Below are 20,826 nucleotides of genomic sequence, written 5' to 3'. Positions count from 1 at the left end.
GTCGCAACGAGTCCAGCCATTAAAACAACAGAAATAAGGACGCGGTATGCAGTCTGCTCCCAATCGCAATGCGCTGATCGATACCCTGCGCGGTGTGGCGATACTTCTGGTGCTGCTGTTGCACCACGCGCTCAGTTACGGCTTCAAGGGCAGTGTCGTCAGCGAGTGGATGCCGGTATGGCTGCTGCGCGCGCTGGTGTTCAATGGTAATTACGGTGTAACGATCTTTTTCACCGTTTCCGGTTACCTGATAACCAGTATGGCGCTGCGCCGCTACGGCACACTGGAACGGATTGACTGGCTGCACTTCTACTGTTTGCGCGCTGCGCGCATATTGCCGCCGCTGTTACTCGCCCTGGCCGTCATTACGCTGCTGGCCCTGTGCGGCTTTGACTCCTTCCGCAATACCGGCGGGGGCAATAACCTGGGCGACGGCTACCTGGCGCTCGCGCTTTTCTCTGTGGTCACCTTCTGGCATAACGTGCTGATGCAGTCGCTGGGCTATTTCAACTACGCCCTGAATGTCTATTGGTCGCTGTCGGTGGAGGAGGTCTTTTACTTGTGTTTTCCGCTGGCGTGCCTGCTGTTGAGGCGGCAGTGGTCGCTCGCGGTGCTCTGTCTCGCGCTGGTCATGGTCGGGCCCTGGTACCGCGCCCAGCACGCCGATAACGAAATCTACTTTATGTACGGCTACCTGGCCTGTTTTGATGCAATTGCACTCGGCTGCCTGGCGGCCATGGTGCAGCCCCTTGTCCGCGCAGGCCACTGGCGCTACCTGCGCTATATCGCGCTGCTGTTGTTGCCAGCAATTTACCTGCGGGGCATCTACGGTCACCAGGTGTGGGGGTTCACGCTGGTATCTCTGTGTACCGCCGTCTCCCTGATACACGCGCCGTCGGTCCTGCCGGCGGCTTTTCAACAGCTGACGCGGCCGTTGCGCTGGATGGGCCGGCACAGCTACGAGCTCTACCTGTTTCATATCATTGTGCTGGGGTTGCTGCGTAATATCATCAGCCCGGAGCTGATCGAGGGAAATGCCAAACTGATCATGTTGCTGGTGATGGTTTCCCTTTCGTGCCTGCTGAGTCACCTGGTCGCCCACTGGTATTCGGCGCCGTTGAACCGGCTGATCAGGAGTCTGCGCGCGCCCCGCCGTGGTCCGGCAGTCGCCGTCCTCTGACGCGCTGACTCTCGCATCGGAATCACAAGAATCCCGCGCTATTCGGCTATCGGCTGTCCACCGCCGCTTGCGATGACACTGCTATTCTTATCGCGAAAGCACTTCGGAGATCCTGAGTGGTGGCCCACTGGGAACATTTCAGCCATGCGGCGGATATGGGCGTGCGTGGGACTGGCGAGACACTGGCCGCCGCGTTCGAGCAGGCGGCGCTGGCACTGACGGCGATTATTGTCGACCCGGCAAAGGTTGCGCCGAGTGAACGGGTGGACATCGCCTGCGACAGCGTCGATCCGGAATTGCTACTGGTGGACTGGCTGAATGCGCTGGTATTCGAGATGGCCACGCGCAAGATGCTCTTTTCCCGTTTTCAGGTTGTTATCGATGGCGGACAGCTGCATGGCGTCGCCTGGGGCGAGGCGGTAGATCGCTGCAGGCACCGTCCGGTGGTGGAGGTCAAAGGGGCAACTTACACTGCACTGCAGGTCGTTCAGCAGCGAGACGGCAGCTGGGTGGCCCAGTGTGTCGTCGATGTGTGAGGACGCATGAGCAGAGAATATCCCATCAAGCAGCAGTCCGAATTCAGCTGGTGCATCGAGCCCACCGGCAAGATGCGCGTACCCGGCATCATCTACGCCGACGAGGCGTTGATACGCGGGATGGACGACAAGGTGTTCGAGCAATTGTGCAATGTGGCCAGCCTGCCGGGCATCGTGCAGGCGGCCTATGCCATGCCCGATGCCCATTGGGGTTACGGCTTCCCGATCGGCGGCGTGGCCGCTTTCGATGCCGACGAGGGTGGTGTGGTTTCCGCCGGCGGTGTCGGTTTCGATATTTCCTGCGGGGTGCGCGCGCTGCGCACCGGACTCACCATCGATGACATAGAGTCCCACAAAAAAGCGCTGGCCGATGCCCTCTACAAACATATTCCCGTCGGTGTCGGCAGCACCGGTCGCATCCACCTGAACGACAAGGGTATGACCGCGATGCTCAACGGCGGCGCGCGCTGGGCGGTGGAGCAGGGCTTCGGAAATCCGGAGGATCTCGAGCATATCGAGGAGCGCGGCTGCATGGCCGGCGCCGACCCGGCGGAGGTTTCCGCGCAGGCGCGCAAGCGGCAACAGGACGAGATGGGCACGCTCGGCTCCGGCAACCACTACCTGGAAGTGCAGCGGGTCGCGGAAATTTACGACCGGGATATTGCCACTGCATTTGGACTCCGGGAGAACGACGCCGTGGTGTTTATCCATTGCGGTTCCCGCGGCCTCGGTCACCAGATCGGCACCGAATTCCTGAAGTACATGGTGCTCGCCGCCAGCAAGCACGGTATCGAACTGCCGGATCGCGAGCTCGCCTGTGCGCCGATTCACTCCGAGTTGGGGCAGGCCTACCTGGGCGCCATGCGCGCGGCCATCAACTGCGCGCTGGCGAATCGCCAGATCATCACCCACCTGACCCGCCAGGTATTTGCCGATGTATTGCCGCAGGCGGATCTGACCCTGCTGTTCGATGTCTCTCACAATACCTGCAAACTTGAGACCCATCCGGTTGCGGGCCGGCAGCGCAAGCTGTTTGTGCATCGCAAGGGCGCCACGCGCGCATTTGGCCCCGGTCATCCGGAAATTCCGGCGACGCTGCGCGCGGTGGGTCAGCCGGTTTTGATCGGCGGATCCATGGGCACCGAGTCCCATATCCTCGCCGGCTCGAAATCCGGAGCCGAGCTGTCTTTCAACTCTGCCTGTCACGGGGCGGGCCGGGCCATGAGTCGCCACCAGGCAACGAAGCTGTGGCGGGGGCGCATGCTAGTCGATGAGCTGGCAGAGCGTGGAATCATCATTCGCAGTCCGTCCATGCGCGGTGTCGCCGAGGAGGCGCCCGGCGCCTACAAGGATGTGCGTGCAGTGGTGGATGCGGCGGAACGCGCCGGTCTGGCGCACAAAGTCGCACGCGTGGAACCGCGGGTCTGCATCAAGGGGTAGCCGTAGTTTCACGGCGACTGAGCGGGCAGCAGGCGATTACCGCCTCTGCATACGCGGCTCTACACTGGAGCCACATCGCTGCAATGAGGCGGAATTCATCATGACCACTGTGACGCTGAACAATGGTGTCGAAATACCGCTGCTCGGATTCGGCACCGCCGCCATCGGTGAATGGCAGCAGGATGACAGCTATGTCACGGAAACCATTCTCAAGGCCATGGGTGTCGGCTACCGGCACTTCGATACGGCATCTGTGTATGGCAACGAGCGCGCGCTGGGTCGGGCCATCCGGGATTCCGGCATTCCGCGCCAGGAGTTATTTATCACCAGTAAAGTCTGGGACTCAGAGCAGGGCGCGGGGACGCGGTCCGCTTTCGAGCGCAGCCTGGAGCGGTTGCAGCTGCAATACCTGGATCTGTATCTGATTCACTGGCCGGCACCGGCCTACACGCGCGAAACCTGGGAGGCGATGGAAAAACTTTACGAGGAGAAAAAAGTCCGCGCACTGGGGCTGTCGAACTTCCGCCAGTCGGATATCGAGCAGATTGCCACTTTTGCCAGTGTCAGGCCGACCTGCAACCAGATCGAGCTCCATCCTTACTTAACGCAGAAACCGCTGGTCGACTTCTGCCAGTTTCACGAGATCGCCATCTCCTGCTGGTCGCCACTGGGTTCCGGCAGCTGGAGTGGTGTGGCCAAGGAGGACAAGCCCGTTGCCGATCCGGTGATTGTTGAGCTGGCGGAAAAGTACGGTGTGAATGCGGGGCAGCTTATTCTGAAATGGGATATCCAGCAGGGGCGTATCGTCCTTCCAAAGGCGGAGAGTGTGCCGAATATTGTCGCCAATTTTGAACTGTACGGCTTTGAATTGAGCGATGAAGATATCGAGAAAATCGACGGACTCAACCGCGATCATCGCTACGGGGCAGATCCGGACAGTGCTTATGAAGACAACCTGAACGTGAAGGTGCCGGATTAATACTGGCAACTGCGCGGTGGCCGCCGCATTGGATCAGCCGAATTACGCTGATGTCATCCTGTTGGTAATTTCATAGGTGGCGATAGCGCAGGCCACGGTGACATTCATCGAGGAGTTATTGCCGTGCATCGGGATGTGCACCGTAGAATCGGCGAGTGCCAGCAGGTCTTGTGGGATGCCATCCTTTTCGGAACCGAGAATCAGGCAGATCCGTTCACCCGGGCCCGCGCTTAACTGTTTTAGTGGAATACTGTCGGAAGTGATCTCCAGGCAGGCCAGCCGATAGCCATCGCTGCGGAGTTTTTGCGCCACGGCCAGTGGATCCTGGCAATAGGCATAATTGACCTGCTTTTCCGTCGCACGGGATGTTTTCCGCATTTTGGAGTTGGGCGGCGTGATGGATTCACCGGTCAGGTAAATTTTCTCGACGCCCAGGGCATCGGCAATCCGAAACAGGCTGCCGACATTCGTGGGGGTGCGCATATCGATGGCGAGATAGCACAGGGGAAAATTTTCCGGCGTCGCCCGGTGTGCACTGTGATCCGTCTGGAAATCACTATTCATGACTATTGTGTCCCGGCTGCCGCCTGCTGATACGGGTTAGATCGCCGCTTCCGGTGCCGCTTGTTCCACAACCTGTGATTTTCTGCGCATCTGTTCCACCAGCGATGGTTCCCGTCCCGCCTTCAGGTTCTGTACCCGCAGCGCCTCCCGGTAGACTCGGTCGCCGACGATGTACTCCTCCGCGCGCTGATTGATATCGCTGTAGCGGCCATTCAGTTCGGCAATCTTGGTGGATAGATGATCGAGATCGAGAATGCCGTCGAAATAGAGGGCGATCAGGCGCTCGCACTCCCGCGCGATCGCCAGGTATTCATTACCGACCTCGCGGTGGCCCTCGTAGTTTTTCTTGAAATTAAAAAATGTCTGCACGCCGCCGAGCAGGGCGGTGATCAGGGCCAGGGCGGCACCGGTCCACTTGGTCCAGTCCGGCAGCTCGGCATTGATCAGGGAAAAGAACAGCGAACCCAGGAACAGGTTGATCACCACGATCGGCACGCCGCAGAGAACGTGCAGGTTGCGCCCCTTCATCGACGCGCGAAAGTGACTGTGCTTGCACAGGTGGGCGTTCCAGCGGAGTTTTTCCAGTACTTCTACGGTATTGGGGATATTGCTCATGAATCCTTTCGGCCCCGGTCATCTGATTGTCGATCGCTATAGTTTGCCGATTGACAGCCGGATGTACAGGGCCTTCTGGATTATTGCAGCTCGACAGCCGCGGAACGGGCCGGCTCGAAGCTGTGGCGATAGCGGGCCAGTGTGATCGACAGCACAGCGCTGGCGCCCAGCAGCCAGCAGTACTGGATGTTGCCGGCCAGCGTCAGCGGCGAGACGCCGGCGAGGGAGGAGGCCAGCAGTATCTGTGCCCCGTAGGGCAGCAGTCCCTGGATGACGCAGGAAAAGATGTCCAACAGGCTGGCAGCGCGGCGCGGATCGACGCCGTAGCGCTTGGCGATATCTTTCGCCAGTTCACCGTTAAGCAGGATGGCCACCGTATTGTTGGCCACGCAGATATTGGTGGCGGCCACCATTGCGCTGATACCCAGTTCGCCGGCACGCGGGTTGCTGCCGTCGCGATTGCCGCGCCGGCTGATGCGATCGATGAACTGTGCAAGCCAAGCCAGGCCACCGCCGGCTTTCATCATGGCGCCGAGGCCGCCGATCAATAGCGACAGGATCAGGATTTCCTGCATGCCGCTATAACCGGCGTAAATGTCCCTGGACAGGCTGGCCAGCGTGTAATCCGGCTGTGTGCCCAGCCCGATGGCCCCCGCCAGCAATATGCCGGCAAATAGCACCAGCAACACATTGACGCCCAGCAGTGCCATACCCAGCACGGCGACATAAGGCAGCACGCGGATCAGTTCGTAATCCCCGGGCGCGGTCATCGCCGTTCCTGTTGCGCCGCGGCCCTGAAAGTACAGCCAGACCAGGGTCAGCAGGGCTGCGGGCAGGGCGATACGCAGGTTCATGCGGAATTTGTCCCGCATCTCTACCCCCTGGGTGCGGGTGGCGGCAATGGTGGTATCGGAGATGATCGACAGGTTGTCACCGAATATGGCTCCGCCGATCACCGCACCGGCGGTCAGTAATAGCGGCAGTGCCGTTGCATCGGCGATACCGACAGCAATGGGTGCAATGGCGGCGATGGTACCCATGGATGTTCCCATGGCGGTGGCGACAAACGCGGTAATTGCGAACAGGCCCGGCAGTATCAGGGCCGGTGGAATCACGTTCAGGCCGAAATTCACGGTTGCGTCCACGCCGCCCATCGCCTTGGCGACGCTCGCAAATGCGCCGGCGAGCAGGTAGATCAGCACCATGGTGATGATGGTGTGATCGCCCACGCCACGGATAAAGGTTTCGATGCGGCTGTTCAGCGAACCACGGGCAAGAAATATTGCCAGCGCGATGGCGGGCAGGATCGCGACGGGTGCGGCTATCTGGTAGAAGGCCATCTCGATTCCCCGGGACTGGTACCAGAGACCGCTGCCGACAAACAGCGCGAGGAACAGTAACAGCGGAGACAGGGCCAGGGCGGAGGGTTTCGTCATAACATCTGACAGTGGCAGTACTACGGGCGGCCGCAGCCTGCGCTATCGCAGCAGTTGCTATGGCCGGGAAAAGGGGCCGCATTATAAAGCCCGGTCAAATGGTGACCAATAATTCTTTCTCGGGGTAAGTGAATATCCGGTTATAACCCCGGGCGGTGCGCCCGGGGCAGTTACGGCGGGGCACTCCTGTTGCAGATCAGTTACGCGTAGCGCCGGTTACTGCAGCGGCGCGCGCTGGCAATGCATTTCCGGCGCTCCGTAACCCCAGGTGATGCGCGCTTCGCCCTGGTGTTCCCAGAAGCTCTCGTTGCGCCCCTGATATCGGGTACCGCTGGCTGCGGGTTGCCGGTACATCAGGGAGACACTATCCCCGCGTTCCGCGATCAGGGTGGGGGGATCCGTCTCGAAGTAGGTGACCGTGACCTCGTTGGCTGCATTGCCGTCGCAGGCAAAGGCGAAGGGGCCTCTCGCCGGAACCAGGCGGTAGCGGGCCTGCAGCTCGGCAATACGAAGGCGGTACTCATCGGCCACGCATTTGCGTTTGTCGTCGCTTTTCCAGCATTCGTTGCGACCCTTGATCCAGCCGCGCTGCTCAGCTTTCAACACCGGGGGGTATTCGTTGTTGGCTTTTGCCAATGCTGCGGTGTAGACCTCGGCCAGCTGGCGATCTTGTGCCGACAGTGCGCTGTCGTTGCAGATCATTTGTTCGATACTGCCGTCCTCTACCTTTTTACAGGAAAATGACGGTCCGGAATTATCGGCGTGACAGCTCCAGATCCAGGCGCAGGCAGTCAGCAACAGCAATCGTGCGAGCGGAGTTTTTGCTTTGCGCTGATCAGCCATTGCCGCTCCTGGTGCATTGTTCGGATCGTGTTCACCGGTCCACTAAAAATCAGTATATCGCAGCTAATCATAGCCCAAGGGCCCGCGATGGGAATGCCGCCGTCTGTTCATCGATGGATGCGATCAGCAGCAAAGTGACAAAAATGAGGCTGACTCCGGTAACCTAGGAGGTAATAGCGGATCCGGCGAATTGGTACCTGCGGAAATAGATCCGGCCGATTCCAAAACGCCGCAAGAATAACAAGCCGCAAACAGCGGGCACTAAAATTCTGGGGGGAAATCGATCAATGGCAATAGCGCGACATCACTTTGTGCTGCTCGGCCCCGTGTTGGCAGCCGTATTTTATTGGATGCTCGCTGGTTTCGGAGTGGCACCCGCCGCGGCCGCCACCGCCGCTATCACCTTGCTGACCGTTATCTGGTGGGTCACTGAAGCGCTGCCGATTCCCGCCACTTCACTGGTGCCATTCGTATTGTTGCCGCTCGCCGGTGTCGCCGACCACAAGTTGGTGGCTTCGTCGCTCGGTAGCCATGTGATCCTGCTGTTGATGGGCGCCTTCATGTTGTCGAAGGGGCTGGAAAAGAGCGGTGCTCACGAGCGGCTGGCACGCTACATGCTGATGCTGGTGGGTGTGTCCAGCGGTCGGCGGCTGGTGCTCGGCTTCATGCTGGCCGCGGGCCTGCTGAGTACGTGGATCTCCAATACCGCGACCACACTCGCCATGCTGCCGATCGCGCTCGCCATCCTCTCCCGGGTGAACAACCAGCGCCTGACCATCGCCCTGATTCTGGGGATCGCCTATGCGGCCAGTCTCGGTGGCGTCGGGAGCCCGATCGGCACGCCACCCAATGTAATTTTCATGGGCATCTACGAGGAATACACCGGGCGCGGTTTCACTTTCCTGGACTGGATGACGATCGGTATGCCAGTAGTGCTGCTGACACTGCCGCTGATGGCAATGTGGCTAACCCGCAATCTTCATCTGGACCGGAATATCGAACCGCCGGCGGTGGGCGCCTGGCGCCCGGAGGAAGTGCGCACCCTGCTGGTGTTTGGACTCGCCATCCTGTTCTGGATTACCCGCAAGGAACCGTTTGGCGGCTGGAGCGGATTGCTGGGGATCGACAGCGCCGGTGACAGCACCGTTGCGCTCGGCGCGGTGGTGCTGATGTTCATGATTCCGAACGGCAGGGGCGGGCGCCTGCTGGACTGGGAAAGTGCGGTGAATATTCCCTGGGGCATGTTGCTGCTGTTTGCCGGTGGTATCGCCCTGGCCAAGGGATTCGTTGCGTCCGGTCTCAGCGATATGCTCGGCAACGGCCTCTCCTTCCTGACCGCACTACCGCTGTGGCTGATGCTGGTACTGCTGTGCCTGGCGGTGACGTTCCTGACTGAAATCACCAGCAACACCGCCACGGCCACTCTGCTGATGCCGATCCTGGCGGTCGCGGCTACGGCGGCCGGGTTTGATCCCAAAGTGCTGATGATCCCGGCCGCCATGTGCGCGAGCTGTGCGTTTATGTTGCCGGTGGCGACGGCGCCGAATGCGATTGCCTACGGTACCGGCAAAGTGCGCATGCAGGACATGGTGCGGGAGGGTGCTGTCCTGAGTGTTCTGGCGTCGCTGGTTATCGCGGCGATGAGTTGGCTGCTGCTGGTTTAGCCCCAACGCTGCACAACCGAATCAGGGGCTGTGCCACCAATACAGTTGATTCGGCCGCAGGCGTTTAAGATGACAGCCGTGGGTTTCTGTGTCATTGCCTATAATTCGGAACTTCAGCTTGTCGGGATAGTACTGACTCTGTCCCGGCGCAGGCGGATGGCAAAGAGGTATCCCGATGACAATGCTGCGCAGAGTGCGCGCGAATGGGCGGGGCAGAGACTTCGTGGTAGGCGATGTGCACGGGCACTTCGCGCAATTGACCCAGCAATTGGCCGGGTGCGGATTCGATCCGGCCGTCGACCGCCTGTTTTTCCTCGGTGACGTGGTCGACCGCGGCCCCGACAGCGAAGCCGTGTTGGCAATGATCGACCAGCGCACCTATTGCAGTGTGCTCGGCAACCACGAGGCAATGATGATCGCGGGGTTTGAAGAGCCGGGCCAATCGCTGTTGCACAGAATGAATGGCGGTGAGTGGTTTTACGAGCTCCCTGTGGAGCGCCAGAAAATGTGGGTGGAGCGGGTACGCTCGTGGCCCTGGGCTATCGAAGTCGACACGGGGCAGGGGATTGCCGGGCTGGTGCATGCCAATGTGCCCGATTGCCGCTGGGAGAGGGTGGTGGGCGGGCTGAACGACATAGACCCGGCCTGGCAGGCTGGTGAGCCGCTGTCGGCGCCGGCTATCGGTCCGGTGGCCCATCAACTGCTGTGGAGCAGGACGCTGGCGGAATATCTCTATCGGGCGATTCCCGAGACATCCTGGCCCGGTAAATACACAGGTGAAAATAATGCACTACCGGAGGCTTCCGCACCCGACGGTGTGCCCGTGTGGGATGCGGCCCTGCCCGCGCAGGCCCTGGGGCTGTTCAAGGCTTCCGGTATCGACGCGATCTATCTGGGGCACACCTATGTGCCCGCTGTAACCCGGGCGGGCGATTGCTACTTTCTCGATACCTATCGGGCAGAACCGGGTGAACAGTTGGGACTCTTGTGCCTCAACGTTCAAATCCGCGGCGAATGATTCCCTGAGCAAACGCCACCGGATTGTTACCAGCCCATTTTCTTCCGGACAAAACCTGCCAGTTGCTCGCCGTTGGCAATATGCTGGGCAATTCGCGGATGCTGGCCATAGCCAGTGTAGGGAAAGAACAGCTTATCAAGCTTTTTATCGCCGAACTCGCTGCGCATGCGTGTGACCGCTGCGCGAATATAGTCCGGCCATTTTCCATTGGCGGTGGCATCCATGCTGCCCAGCGCGCAAATAATTTCGGTATTGGGATATTTGTCGCGGATTGAGCGTACGAAGTCCACGTAGGCCTGGATGCGCTGCTCGTCAGTGGGCGTAGGTTGCAGGCGTTTTTCCCGATCAATCAGCCAGCTGTCGTTCTGGAACAGATTCACCACGACGACGTCGGGCGTCCATTGACTGAAATCCCAGTGGCTGTTGTTGTCCCCCACTGCACTCAGCTGGTCGTAGTAATTGGGCATGGTCAGCGGGAACCAGCTAATCATGATACCGATACCGCTTTTGCAAACGGTGTGCAGCTCGGCTCCGAGTCTGCGGGCGGCCACGGAACCGTAGGCCCAGTAGTTGTTCTTTTCGGATGCGAGGTCGTCGCGACCGTTGTTTGCACCCTCGTCGCCCATGCCGCAGGTAATGGAGTCGCCGTAAATCTCCATGCGTCGTGCCGGGCGCCCGGGCGGCGGCAGCAGTTGGCCGTCGTCGGCGAGCTCCAGGCCCTCGAATGCGGTGGCCCCTTCCTCACCCTCGGTGCGTTTGTATAGTTCCAGTGTGTGCTCGCCAGGCGGCAGGGCGCGGCTGATTTCGTAGCGTTGCTCGCCTTTCTTTGCCTCCAGCACGAATGGATGCAGGGTGTTGCCGTCGATGATCACATCGTAATAATTCTTGCCCTCGGTGTCGTTAAGCCACAGGCTCAGGCTGGCGCCGGTAAAGTTGGCCTTGATGCTGGAACCCGGCCAGGATAGCAGCGGTGCCGCGGGATTGCTGAAATCGATGCGTCCGGTATAAAGCAGCTCCGGAGCATCGGCGCCGACCCGTTTGGCGGCCAGCAATTGGCCGGAGAACATGGCCGCGCAGGCGGCGAGCGACAGGCTCCATATCTGTTTCAGCACGTTTTTATGGAATTTCATCAGGCAGGCATCCCTAGCGGCTTTTATACTTATGGCCGCCTTTCTAAAAGTGCCCAACGTTGGGCTGACGGCAAATCTGTGACTGGCTCTTGGCGAGAGTGTCGCTGAAAATGCCATGCCGTCACAGGCCTGTAAAGGTATGACAAAAGATTCGTTTGCGCTGCGTGACCGGAAAGGTGGTCTTTGTCCGCCAACTGCGTTTGGCTAGGCTCGCGGGGTTGATGGCGAACTTTGCAGCGGCGTTGGCTTAATAAATGTCGCAAAATAATGTAACAATGCGCTTTAGCCCGCAGTGACCAGGTAACACCATGGCGAAAACGATCGTATTGAATTCCACGCCTTCCATACCGAAGCTCTACTTGCGCGCGCTCTTTGCCAGGAAATCCCGGCAGGCACCGCCGCAGGAGAGGGAGTTGGGGCGGGTGTCGCTCAGTGCCTTGCGGCCGGACTCCAGATCGCTGAATACCTATCGTGACGTTTGTGGATTTTCCAGTCAGAACACACTGCCTGTCAGCTTTCCATTTGTTCTTGCCGCGCCCCTGCAGCTGGAACTGCTGGTGTCCGATGCCTTTCCTTTCCCGATATTGGGAATTGTGCACACCAAAAACAGCGTCACCCAGTATCGCCGCATCCGCGAAGGGGAGCCCCTGGATATCGAATGTATCCTGCAAGGGCCGCGACCTGCGCTCAGGGGGCTGGAATTCGATCTGCACACACGCATATCGGTGGGCAGTGAACTGGTATGGGAGTGCGTGTGCACGCTTTTGCGGCGCGAGCGCGCCGAACGGCGCCGCCGGGGCAGGGGGGCGCGCAACGGTACGCGACACAGCGCGGATTTCACGCCGGATGCGACCGTTGACTGGAATATCCCGGCCGATACTGGCCGTCGCTATGCGGCGGCTTCCGGCGACCGCAACCCGATCCACATGAGCGCGCTGACGGCCAAATTATTCGGTTTTCCCCGTGCGATCGCCCATGGTATGTGGACCAAGGCGCACTGCCTGGCGGAACTCGATCCGGTGTTGCCGGAGGGAGCCTTTACCGTCGATGTGGACTTCAAGCTGCCGATACTGCTGCCCGCGGAAGTACAGTTCCAGTACTGTGCGACGGAAGCGGGTATCGAGTTCGCCGTGAAGGACCGGGCCGGCAAAAGGCCGCACCTGCTGGGCGGTGTGACGGCAATCTGATGCGTCCGCTTCCGTTCAACGCCCGAGTTCCTCGAGAACTTCCTCATGCAGTAAAACCTGATCGCCCCGGGAAACCACCAGATCGCCCGGGGCCATATCGGCGGTACCGATCACGTTGACGTAGCAGCGGTATCGGTAGTGACCGTTGGTGAAGGTATAGTTGTGGTTGCCGCCACTGCCGTCCCACTGCAGCTCGCCGTCGGTCAGAATGATATCCGGCTTCTCCGCGGTGCCCCTTCCCTTCGACCAGGCTGCGTAGCGGTAGTCACCGTCACCGATGGCGTCGATTCTGATGTGGAAATGGGCGGTGCGCCATTCCAGTACAGGACTGTCGAACTGCCGCAGCGATTCATACAGGTGGGTTTTGTCCGCGGCGATCAGTTGTTTTCGCAGCGCCTGTTCAGCAGCCGACTGGTAATTGACCGCAATAATGCGACCGTCGATATCCATCCAGACAGTTCCCCGATCAAACATAATGCCGCGCCATCCCATGAGTTCCCAATCGTCGGGGCCGGATACGGCAATCCTGCGCGAGAGCTCTTCGTCGAAAACCTGATCAAAGCGGTTGAGCATTGTCTGCCTGTCAACGATGTCCGGTATCGGGACGGTGCGGTTCAACGGATAGGCCACTCGATCGGCGATTTTCCCCTTGTCGCGATTCCTGAACAGCTCGATCAGGCTCTGCACCGTTTCCGTATAGCACGGGTCGACGGCGCCGGCACTCGCTGTAAAAAATAGCAGGACGAAAGAAATTAAAATGCGTTTCATACCGGTTCCGATACCGTCAGTAAAATTGGTATACCACTAACAAATCTGATGGGGAAAGCGGGGTGAAGCGTAAATATGCAAGCGGTATACATTTAATTGTCAATATTACTACGCGCTTACCGTGTGACCCATCTGTGATATTCTGAATTTTCCTTTAACTTTAAATAATAACTTTAAAAATAATCAAGGAGGATGCGGTGGAAGTCGCACGGATGCCCCGGCTCGGCGGGACGCTATTTGGGGGCCTTTTCTTTCTGGTCGGGCTGGCGCTTTTCATTATGTTTACCGGCCGGCCACTGGTCGAGCGCATGCAAATGCAGAGCTGGCAGCCAATGCGGGCGGAAATCCTCGAGGCCGGACTGGAGTCCCATCGCGATGACGATGGCGACACCACTTACAGGGCAACTGCACTCTACCGCTATACCTTTGCCGGAAACCGCTACCAGAACAATCGCCTCAGTGTGCAGACGGGTTTCAACAGTTACCAGCAGGATCTCTACCAGCGACTGTCGGCGGCTCAACACCAGGGACGCGCGGTGAACGGTTGGGTGGATCCTGAGGATCCTTACGAGGCGCTACTCAACCGCGATATCCGCTGGTCGCTGGTGTTGTTTCCCGGGATCTTGTGTTCCTTGTTCATGGCAGTGGGGATCGCGGTAATTTATCTATCCTGGCGGACAAGCAGATCCCTGGATCCGAAGATAGTGAGGCAGCCCCCGTGGCTGGCGCGATCCGAATGGTCGGAGAAGGGCATTCTTTCCAAAAACAAGCTTTCTGTCTGGGTCTGGTGGTTTGCGGCGTTGTTCGTTAACAGTATCAGCCTGCCGCTGATCTCCATACTACAGAGGGAATTGAAGCGCGGTAATTATGCGAGCCTGGTAATACTGGTGTTCGTGGCTGGGGGCCTGTTCTGTCTATTCAAAGCGGTGCAGAAATCCCTGGAGCAGCGTCGCTACGGCCGGGTGCCGGTGGTGCTGGAGCCTTTCCCCGGGCGGATTGGTGGCAAGGTGGCCGGCTACTTGCAGTTTGGCGAGCAGTTCGGACTCGGCGTTACCTTTGATGTGGTGCTCAAGCAGATGCGTACCGTCCAGGTCCGCCGCGGCAGCAAAACGGAGATGGATGTCGACTGCCTGTGGGATCTGTCCGGGCGGGGCAAAATACGCAATACCACGCGGGGAGCGCGGGTCTATTTCGCCTTCGAGGTGCCGGAAGATATGCCGTCGTCACGACTCGACAACGGCAATGGCAACTGGTGGTCGCTGGAAGTTCGGGGACGTATGCAGGGCGTGGATTTCAATCGCGAGTACGAGATTCCGGTGTTCAGGGTGTCCGATACCACCGCGCGTACCGCCAGCCAGCCAGAGCGTGCGCCGGATCCCGTGTCTGCGCGGGCATTCGCCGGTATGGACGTGGTCAGAGGCAAGACAGACTTTACCGATGAACTGGAGGCGATGCTGGATATCGAGCAGCGCGATGACGGCGTGTTGATCAGGCAGGCTGCCGGTAAGCAGAAACTCGCCTGGCCGTTGACTATTTTCGGTATTTTGTTTGCAGCAATGGGAAATGGTGCGGGCTTTATCGGTGCCCCGATACTGTTCCCGATCGTGTTCTCGGCCTTTGGCCTGCTGCTGGCCGCCGTGGGCATTCACATGCTGATAACCGGGTACGAAACGTTAATTGGTAGGGAACGCGTGGTACACCGTATATTGCGGCTGGGCAAAGTGCGACGGGAAATGATCTGGCCGCGCGCGCGACTGCGGGGGCTATGCGTGCAGTGTAGCGGTTCCGGCGGTAATAAAGGAAAAAGTGTGGATTACTACGACCTGCTGCTACAGGATAGCGGCGGTGAGCGGATGAAAATCAGCGGTGGAATCGCAGGGAAACTGGCGGCAGGGCAGCTGCTGGATAGCCTGAGCCTGCTGACCGGCCTGAAAACGCTAGATGAATACAAGAGCAGGGCACAGCTCAAACGCGAAGAGTCGCGGGCTTAGTGAAGCCTGCAGACAATACATTCGAAAGCCGGAGATGGCCGGGCTTCGAGTTAGTTTATTCAGATTATTTCGGGATCGGCAGCAGGCCAGATTTTCCAGAGGGGTAAAAAAATGCGCGACTTTAATGCAATCGAATCCGCGGTGATCGATCGTTTTGGAGGGGAGGCGGAACTGGTGCAGCATCTGACCAAACCGAAGACAGCGCGCGCCATCAAGAAAATACCCGATAACCGCTGGTTGTCCGAGGCTTCCAAAGCCGTGATGCAGGCGGGGTTCAACTGGAAAGTGGTCGAAAAGAAATGGCCGCGGATCGAGGAAATCTTCCACGACTTCGACTTGCACTTTTGCAGTTTTCTACCCGATGAGGGACTGGAGGACGTCATGAAGCAGGAGGGCATGATTCGCCATTGGGCGAAGACCAAGGCCATTCGTGACAATGCGACCTTCTTCCTCGAGCTGTCGCGGGCCCATGGCGGACTGGGCAGCTATTTTGCCGGCTGGGACAGTGACAACTACGCAGACAACCTGCAGTACCTGCGTAAAGGCGGCGCCAGGCTGGGAGGTCGGACTGCACAGGTCTTCCTGCGCCGGATGGGCGTGGACACATTGATATTTTCAAACGATATGGTAGTGGCGCTGGTGCGGGAGGGTGTCGTGCAAAAGACTCCGTCGTCCAAAAAGGATTGGGCCGCGCTGAAAGAAGCCGTTGCCACCTGGCAGCAGCAGTCGGGTCGCAGCCTGAACGAGATCAGCCAGATACTGGCGTACTCGGTCGGGTGAACAAAAAAGGAAGGGCGGAGTCGATGAAAATCCTGCTCCGCCCCAGCGGCATTACCTCGATGATTGCCGCAGGTCAAAGCGGTCGAGGTTCATGACCTTCACCCAGGCATTGACGAAGTCGTTGACGAACCTTTCTTCACCGCCTTTCATCGCATAGGCTTCGGCCACTGCGCGTAGCTCCGAGTTGGATCCAAAAATAAGGTCCACCGGTGTGGCGGTCCACTTCTGCTTGCCGGACTTGCGATCGACGCCCTCGTAGATGCCTTCACCTTTTGACGACTTCTTCCACTCTGTAGACATATCCAACAAATTGACAAAGAAATCGTTGGTCAGGGTACCCGGCTTGTCGGTAAACACGCCGTATTTTGAGCCCCCGGTGTTGGCGTTCAGGGCGCGCATGCCGCCGACCAGAACGGTCATTTCGGGAACCGTCAAAGTCAGCAGATCGGCCCTGTCCACCAGGGCCTGTGCGGGAGACATGGCATTGCCCTGGCCATAGAAGTTGCGGAAGCCGTCTGCTGTCGGTGTCATAAATGAAAAGGATGCAGCATCAGTCATCTCTGGTGTCGCATCGGTCCGGCCCGGGTTGAATGGCACCTTCACATTGTGCCCGGCTTTTTTTGCGGCTTCTTCGACAGCGGCGGAGCCGCCCAGGACGATGACATCAGCGAGCGAAACCTTCTTGCCGCCGGACAGGGACTTGTTGAAATCCCGCTGAACGGACTCCAGCTTGTTCAGGACCTTTGCCAACTCCTTGGGATCGTTTGCCGGCCAGTTCTTCTGCGGCAAGAGACGAATGCGTGCACCATTTGCCCCCCCGCGCAGATCACTACCGCGGAAGGTGGACGCAGATCCCCAGGCAGTCCTGACCAGCTCTGGCACGGTCAACCCGGACGCGAGGATTTTGGCCTTGAGCTGCTCGACGTCTGCGCCATCAATCAGTTTGAAATCCACGGCGGGAACGGGATCTTGCCAGATCAGGTCCTCCTTCGGTACTTCCGGGCCGAGATAGCGCGACTTTGGCCCCATATCACGGTGCGTTAATTTGAACCAGGCCCTGGCGAAAGCGTCGTCAAACGCTTCCGGATTGTTTTTGAATCGCTCGGAAATCTTGCGGTAGGCAGGATCCATCTTGAGCGACAGATCCGTGGTCAGCATGACGGGCGCATGTCGCTTTTTGGAATCAAAGGCATCCGGCACCAGGTTTGCCGCGTTCGGGTCTTTGGGGACCCACTGAATCGCGCCAGCCGGGCTCTTGGTTTGTTTCCACTCGAAGTTATACAGGTTCTGCAGGTAATTATGACTCCACTGGACCGGGCTTACGGTCCATGCGCCCTCCAGACCGCTGGTAAACGCATCGGGCCCCTTGCCTTTGCCGCATTTGTTTTTCCAGCCAAAGCCCTGTGCCTCCAGTGGCCCCGCTGCGGGTTCGGGCCCGATACAGTCAGCCTTGACTGCACCGTGATTCTTGCCGAAAGCATGACCTCCGGCGATCAGCGCCACTGTCTCTTCGTCGTTCATGGCCATGCGGCCGAAAGAGGTCCGAATCTTTTCCGCGGCGGCCATCGGGTCGCCACTGGCATTGGGCCCTTCGGGATTGACGTAGATCAGGCCCATCACCGTGGCGCCCAGGGGGTTGTCCAGCTTGCCGCCTTTAAAGCGCTTATCAGCGCCCAGCATTTTGGTCTCTGGACCCCAGTAGACGAGGTCCGGCTCCCAGTCATCCACGCGACCACCGCCGAAGCCGAATGTCTTGAACCCCATGGATTCCAGGGCCACATTGCCGGTCAGGATGATCAGGTCAGCCCAGGATATCGCATCGCCGTATTTCTCCTTGATCGGCCAGAGCAGGCGCCGGGCCTTGTCGAGGCTCGCGTTATCCGGCCAGCTGTTCAGCGGGTCGAAGCGCTGCTGGCCCCCTCCGGCACCGCCCCTGCCATCGCCAATCCGATAGGTTCCGGCGCTGTGCCAGGCCATGCGGATCATCAGGGGACCGTAGTTCCCGTAATCGGCGGGCCACCAATCCTGTGAGGTCTTCAATACATTCTCGATATCTTTCTTTAATGCGTTGTAGTCGAGATTATTGAATGCCTTGGCGTAGTTGAAATCTTTTCCCAGTGGGTTGGACTCCGCGCCGTGGTCGCGCAGTGGGGTCAAGTCCAGCAGGTTTGGCCACCAGAACTGGTTTGACTTGGGCTGATTCTGGGTCAGTGCGCGCGGCTTTTCCGGGTTGTCCATACCCGCCAGCGGAGGTTCCTCCTGGGCAGTAACGGGAATCGATGGCAGAAAAATTGACGAGGAGATCGCCAGAGCGGCGAATAAATATAGCGTTTGTTTTAACATCGGCGGCAGCCCCTTGTGTGACAAGTCGATAGCACAGGCGAAGAGAGATGAGTATAGAAATAGATAAAAAGGGTGGGGGCGGGGTAACTGGAGAACTGTGAGCAATTTTGGGTTTTGGGTGCCGACACGCGCCTTTTACAGGGCCAGCGCTAATCATCTGGCCGACAACCAGGCCGGAATCGTAATCGAGCCGGGGCCGGGTATTGATCTCCGCTTGTAATCTATTGTGACAGGACAGATTCGACCGCTTTCGTTCGAGTCAAAATTTCCCAAATTATTACAGGCGGCCACACCAACGGGTTGGCCGCCAGTAAACCGACACCGGCATTTTGCATATCGTCGGTGACGCTCAGACGGTGTGCACAGGTCGCTGGCAGGGGATGCTCCGGTTCGAAAGAATCGATGACATCAGCGCGATCGGAATCCCAATTCCGCCAAATTTTGTGTCGAGGTTGTCGCGCACAGTCGGATTGTCCGGTTGGGAGATCATGCGCCGGAATACTTACAGGCCTTTAGGTGCCGCTACAGGTATTCGGCATCGCCGAATTCCACAACGGCGTCCTCCTGATTCGCTTCTATGATAAATGGAACACGGCGGGCATTTTCGTGTGCGCCGCCACTCTCCCAATCACCTGAATACCAATTGCGACAGGTCGAGCGCAAGGAGCAAACCGATGGGCATGATTACCACCAAAGATGGCGCTGAAATTTTTTACAAGGACTGGGGATCGGGGCAGCCGATCGTCTTCCACCACGGCTGGCCTCTGAGTGGAGACGACTGGGACGCGCAGATGCTCTTTTTCGTCAACCGGGGCTATCGGGTTATCGCCCACGATCGCCGCGGCCACGGCCGTTCCAGCCAGATCGCCACCGGCCACGACATGGATCACTACGCGGTTGATGTCGCTGCGGTCACCGAGCACCTGGGGTTGAGCAATGCGATTCATATCGGCCACTCCACCGGCGGCGGGGAAGCGGCCAGCTATGTGGCCCGTTACGGCAAGGGCCGCGTCGCCAAGCTGGTCATGGTCGGGGCGGTGCCGCCAATCATGGTAAAAAGCGACGCCAATCCGAACGGCACGCCAATTGAAGTCTTTGACGACTTTCGTAAACAACTGGCCACCAATCGCTCGCAATTCTATTTTGATGTGGCCGGAGGCCCCTTCTACGGCTACAACCGAGCCGGTGCGGAGCCTTCACAGGGTGTGATCGAAAACTGGTGGCGCCAGGGTATGATGGGTAGCGCGCTGGCGCATTACGAGGGCATCAAGGCTTTCTCCGAAACCGACTTCACTGAAGACCTGAAAAACATCGAAGTGCCGACGCTGGTCATGCATGGAGATGACGACCAGGTGGTGCCGATCGAGGACTCCGGCATGCTGTCTGCGAAGATCATCAAGAATGCCACGCTCAAGGTCTACGAAGGCTATCCCCACGGAATGCTCACGACCCACGCCGATGAGCTGAATGCCGACATTCTCGCGTTTATCGAGGGCTGAGTGAATCCCCGCGGTGCGGCGGTCGGGCTTTAACGCCGGCCGCCAAAAGTGCAAACTGTAGATTCCATTCGCGACCGTCAGGAAACCCGCCGATGAAATGGATTCTTATTCCGATACTGTCCGCAATGCCACTGTTTGCCCTGGGACAGGAATGGCACAGCGGGCCTGACAAAGTCGCACTGGTCGAGCTGTACACGTCGGAGGGCTGCAGCAGCTGCCCGCCGGCGGAACGCTGGCTGAGTTCCCTGAAGGACAAGCCGGGGCTGTTCAGCGAATTTGTCCCGGTCGCGTTTCATGTGGACTACTGGGACCACATCGGCTGGAAGGATCCCTTTTCCGACAAGGCCTACAGTGCACGCCAGCGCCGCTACGTGCGCGAGAAAGCGGCCAGCCAGGTGTATACCCCGGGATTTATCATTGACGGTCAGGAGTGGCGCGGCTGGTTTCGCGGCCAGCGCCAGTGGAAAGATCCAGACAAAGAATCCGGAGTTCTCAACGCGAAGCTGCAGGGTGACCAGCTGACGGTTACATTTACCCAGAAACAGCCGGCCACACTCAACGTGGCCTTTCTGGGAATGGGCATCAGCCAGCAGGTGGACGCCGGTGAAAACCGCGGACGCAAACTGGTGCACGACTTTGTCGTGCTCGATCTGGTCAGTGAGGGCGGCGAGGGCGAGTGGACTCTCCAGTTGCCGCCGGTGCCCGACGCGGGGCAGGAGCGGACGGCCCTGGCGATCTGGGTGTCGTCACCGGGATCACAGCAGGTGTTGCAGACTGTGGGCGGCTATCTGCTCGCCGGAAATTGAGTGGTGGCCCGATTGGTTTCGGGGCCCGCCCGATACCGAAACTGTCA

At 59.0% G+C, this 20,826-nt stretch carries 18 protein-coding genes; 11 read left to right on the top strand and 7 right to left on the bottom strand.

Annotated features, from left to right (window positions below; genetic code table 11):
* The first annotated feature begins 46 nt into the window (after window positions 1-46).
* The 4 genes from IG168_RS00960 (at window position 47) to IG168_RS00945 (ending at window position 4,135) form a co-directional block, all read left to right on the top strand.
* Entirely contained in the window at window positions 47-1,180 is a 1,134-nt protein-coding gene (locus tag IG168_RS00960; RefSeq protein WP_193161271.1) for an acyltransferase family protein, read from the top strand.
* Between the two features lie 119 nt (window positions 1,181-1,299).
* On the top strand, window positions 1,300-1,716 hold the full coding sequence (locus IG168_RS00955) for an archease (RefSeq protein WP_319024631.1): 417 nt from the start codon (window positions 1,300-1,302) through the stop codon (window positions 1,714-1,716).
* Between the two features lie 6 nt (window positions 1,717-1,722).
* Window positions 1,723-3,156 (top strand): RtcB family protein, encoded by a 1,434-nt coding sequence (locus tag IG168_RS00950; protein ID WP_193161269.1) that lies wholly within the window; start codon window positions 1,723-1,725, stop codon window positions 3,154-3,156.
* 100 nt (window positions 3,157-3,256) lie between these two features.
* Window positions 3,257-4,135: an aldo/keto reductase gene (locus IG168_RS00945; protein WP_193161268.1), complete on the top strand. Its 879-nt coding sequence runs from the start codon at window positions 3,257-3,259 to the stop codon at window positions 4,133-4,135.
* A gap of 42 nt (window positions 4,136-4,177) precedes the next feature.
* Here IG168_RS00945 and IG168_RS00940 read toward each other — a convergent pair whose 3' ends face one another.
* The 4 genes from IG168_RS00940 to IG168_RS00925 all read right to left on the bottom strand — a co-directional run bounded on the left by IG168_RS00940 (window position 4,178) and on the right by IG168_RS00925 (window position 7,593).
* Window positions 4,178-4,699 (bottom strand): TrmH family RNA methyltransferase, encoded by a 522-nt coding sequence (locus IG168_RS00940; RefSeq protein WP_193161267.1) that lies wholly within the window; start codon window positions 4,697-4,699, stop codon window positions 4,178-4,180.
* A 36-nt stretch (window positions 4,700-4,735) separates the two neighbouring features.
* A complete protein-coding gene (locus IG168_RS00935) occupies window positions 4,736-5,314 on the bottom strand; it encodes an SLATT domain-containing protein (RefSeq protein ID WP_193161266.1) in 579 nt (192 codons plus the stop codon).
* Window positions 5,315-5,394: 80 nt separating this feature from the next.
* Window positions 5,395-6,750 carry a Na+/H+ antiporter NhaC family protein gene (locus IG168_RS00930; RefSeq protein ID WP_193161265.1) on the bottom strand — a complete coding sequence of 452 codons (1,356 nt, stop codon included), beginning with the start codon at window positions 6,748-6,750 and terminating at the stop codon, window positions 5,395-5,397.
* A gap of 216 nt (window positions 6,751-6,966) precedes the next feature.
* The gene (locus tag IG168_RS00925) at window positions 6,967-7,593 is read right to left on the bottom strand and encodes an MliC family protein (RefSeq protein ID WP_193161264.1); all 627 of its coding nucleotides are present in this window, start codon (window positions 7,591-7,593) and stop codon (window positions 6,967-6,969) included.
* 287 nt (window positions 7,594-7,880) lie between these two features.
* Between IG168_RS00925 and IG168_RS00920 the strand changes: the two genes are divergently transcribed.
* Window positions 7,881-9,257 carry an SLC13 family permease gene (locus IG168_RS00920; protein WP_193161263.1) on the top strand — a complete coding sequence of 459 codons (1,377 nt, stop codon included), beginning with the start codon at window positions 7,881-7,883 and terminating at the stop codon, window positions 9,255-9,257.
* Between the two features lie 175 nt (window positions 9,258-9,432).
* The gene (locus IG168_RS00915) at window positions 9,433-10,275 is read left to right on the top strand and encodes a metallophosphoesterase (RefSeq protein ID WP_193161262.1); all 843 of its coding nucleotides are present in this window, start codon (window positions 9,433-9,435) and stop codon (window positions 10,273-10,275) included.
* A 26-nt stretch (window positions 10,276-10,301) separates the two neighbouring features.
* Here the strand turns inward: IG168_RS00915 and IG168_RS00910 are convergent, their stop codons facing one another.
* A complete protein-coding gene (locus IG168_RS00910; protein ID WP_193161261.1) occupies window positions 10,302-11,405 on the bottom strand; it encodes an SGNH/GDSL hydrolase family protein in 1,104 nt (367 codons plus the stop codon).
* 308 nt (window positions 11,406-11,713) lie between these two features.
* Here IG168_RS00910 and IG168_RS00905 point away from each other — a divergent pair, with 308 nt between their 5' ends.
* Window positions 11,714-12,592 (top strand): MaoC/PaaZ C-terminal domain-containing protein, encoded by an 879-nt coding sequence (locus IG168_RS00905; RefSeq protein ID WP_193161260.1) that lies wholly within the window; start codon window positions 11,714-11,716, stop codon window positions 12,590-12,592.
* 15 nt (window positions 12,593-12,607) lie between these two features.
* Here IG168_RS00905 and IG168_RS00900 read toward each other — a convergent pair whose 3' ends face one another.
* Window positions 12,608-13,360: a hypothetical protein gene (locus tag IG168_RS00900; protein ID WP_193161259.1), complete on the bottom strand. Its 753-nt coding sequence runs from the start codon at window positions 13,358-13,360 to the stop codon at window positions 12,608-12,610.
* A 197-nt stretch (window positions 13,361-13,557) separates the two neighbouring features.
* On the opposite strand from IG168_RS00900, the gene IG168_RS00895 reads away from it, so the two are divergent.
* Both IG168_RS00895 and IG168_RS00890 read left to right on the top strand, forming a co-directional pair.
* The gene (locus tag IG168_RS00895; RefSeq protein ID WP_193161258.1) at window positions 13,558-15,351 is read left to right on the top strand and encodes a DUF3592 domain-containing protein; all 1,794 of its coding nucleotides are present in this window, start codon (window positions 13,558-13,560) and stop codon (window positions 15,349-15,351) included.
* 111 nt (window positions 15,352-15,462) lie between these two features.
* Window positions 15,463-16,131, top strand: coding sequence for a DNA-3-methyladenine glycosylase I (locus IG168_RS00890; protein ID WP_193161257.1), 669 nt, complete (start codon window positions 15,463-15,465; stop codon window positions 16,129-16,131).
* A gap of 51 nt (window positions 16,132-16,182) precedes the next feature.
* On the opposite strand, the gene katG is transcribed toward IG168_RS00890, so the two are convergent.
* The gene (gene katG / locus IG168_RS00885) at window positions 16,183-18,369 is read right to left on the bottom strand and encodes a catalase/peroxidase HPI (protein ID WP_226876414.1); all 2,187 of its coding nucleotides are present in this window, start codon (window positions 18,367-18,369) and stop codon (window positions 16,183-16,185) included.
* Between the two features lie 779 nt (window positions 18,370-19,148).
* On the opposite strand from katG, the gene IG168_RS00880 reads away from it, so the two are divergent.
* On the top strand, window positions 19,149-19,973 hold the full coding sequence (locus IG168_RS00880) for an alpha/beta fold hydrolase (protein ID WP_193161255.1): 825 nt from the start codon (window positions 19,149-19,151) through the stop codon (window positions 19,971-19,973).
* Between the two features lie 92 nt (window positions 19,974-20,065).
* On the top strand, window positions 20,066-20,779 hold the full coding sequence (locus tag IG168_RS00875) for a DUF1223 domain-containing protein (protein ID WP_193161254.1): 714 nt from the start codon (window positions 20,066-20,068) through the stop codon (window positions 20,777-20,779).
* The last annotated feature ends 47 nt before the right edge of the window (window positions 20,780-20,826 follow it).

The organism is Microbulbifer hainanensis (assembly GCF_014904735.1).
GTDB classification, from domain to species: Bacteria; Pseudomonadota; Gammaproteobacteria; order Pseudomonadales; family Cellvibrionaceae; genus Microbulbifer; species Microbulbifer hainanensis.
Note: the sequence above shows the minus strand (reverse complement) of the source record. Positions and strands in the feature narration are given on the sequence as shown.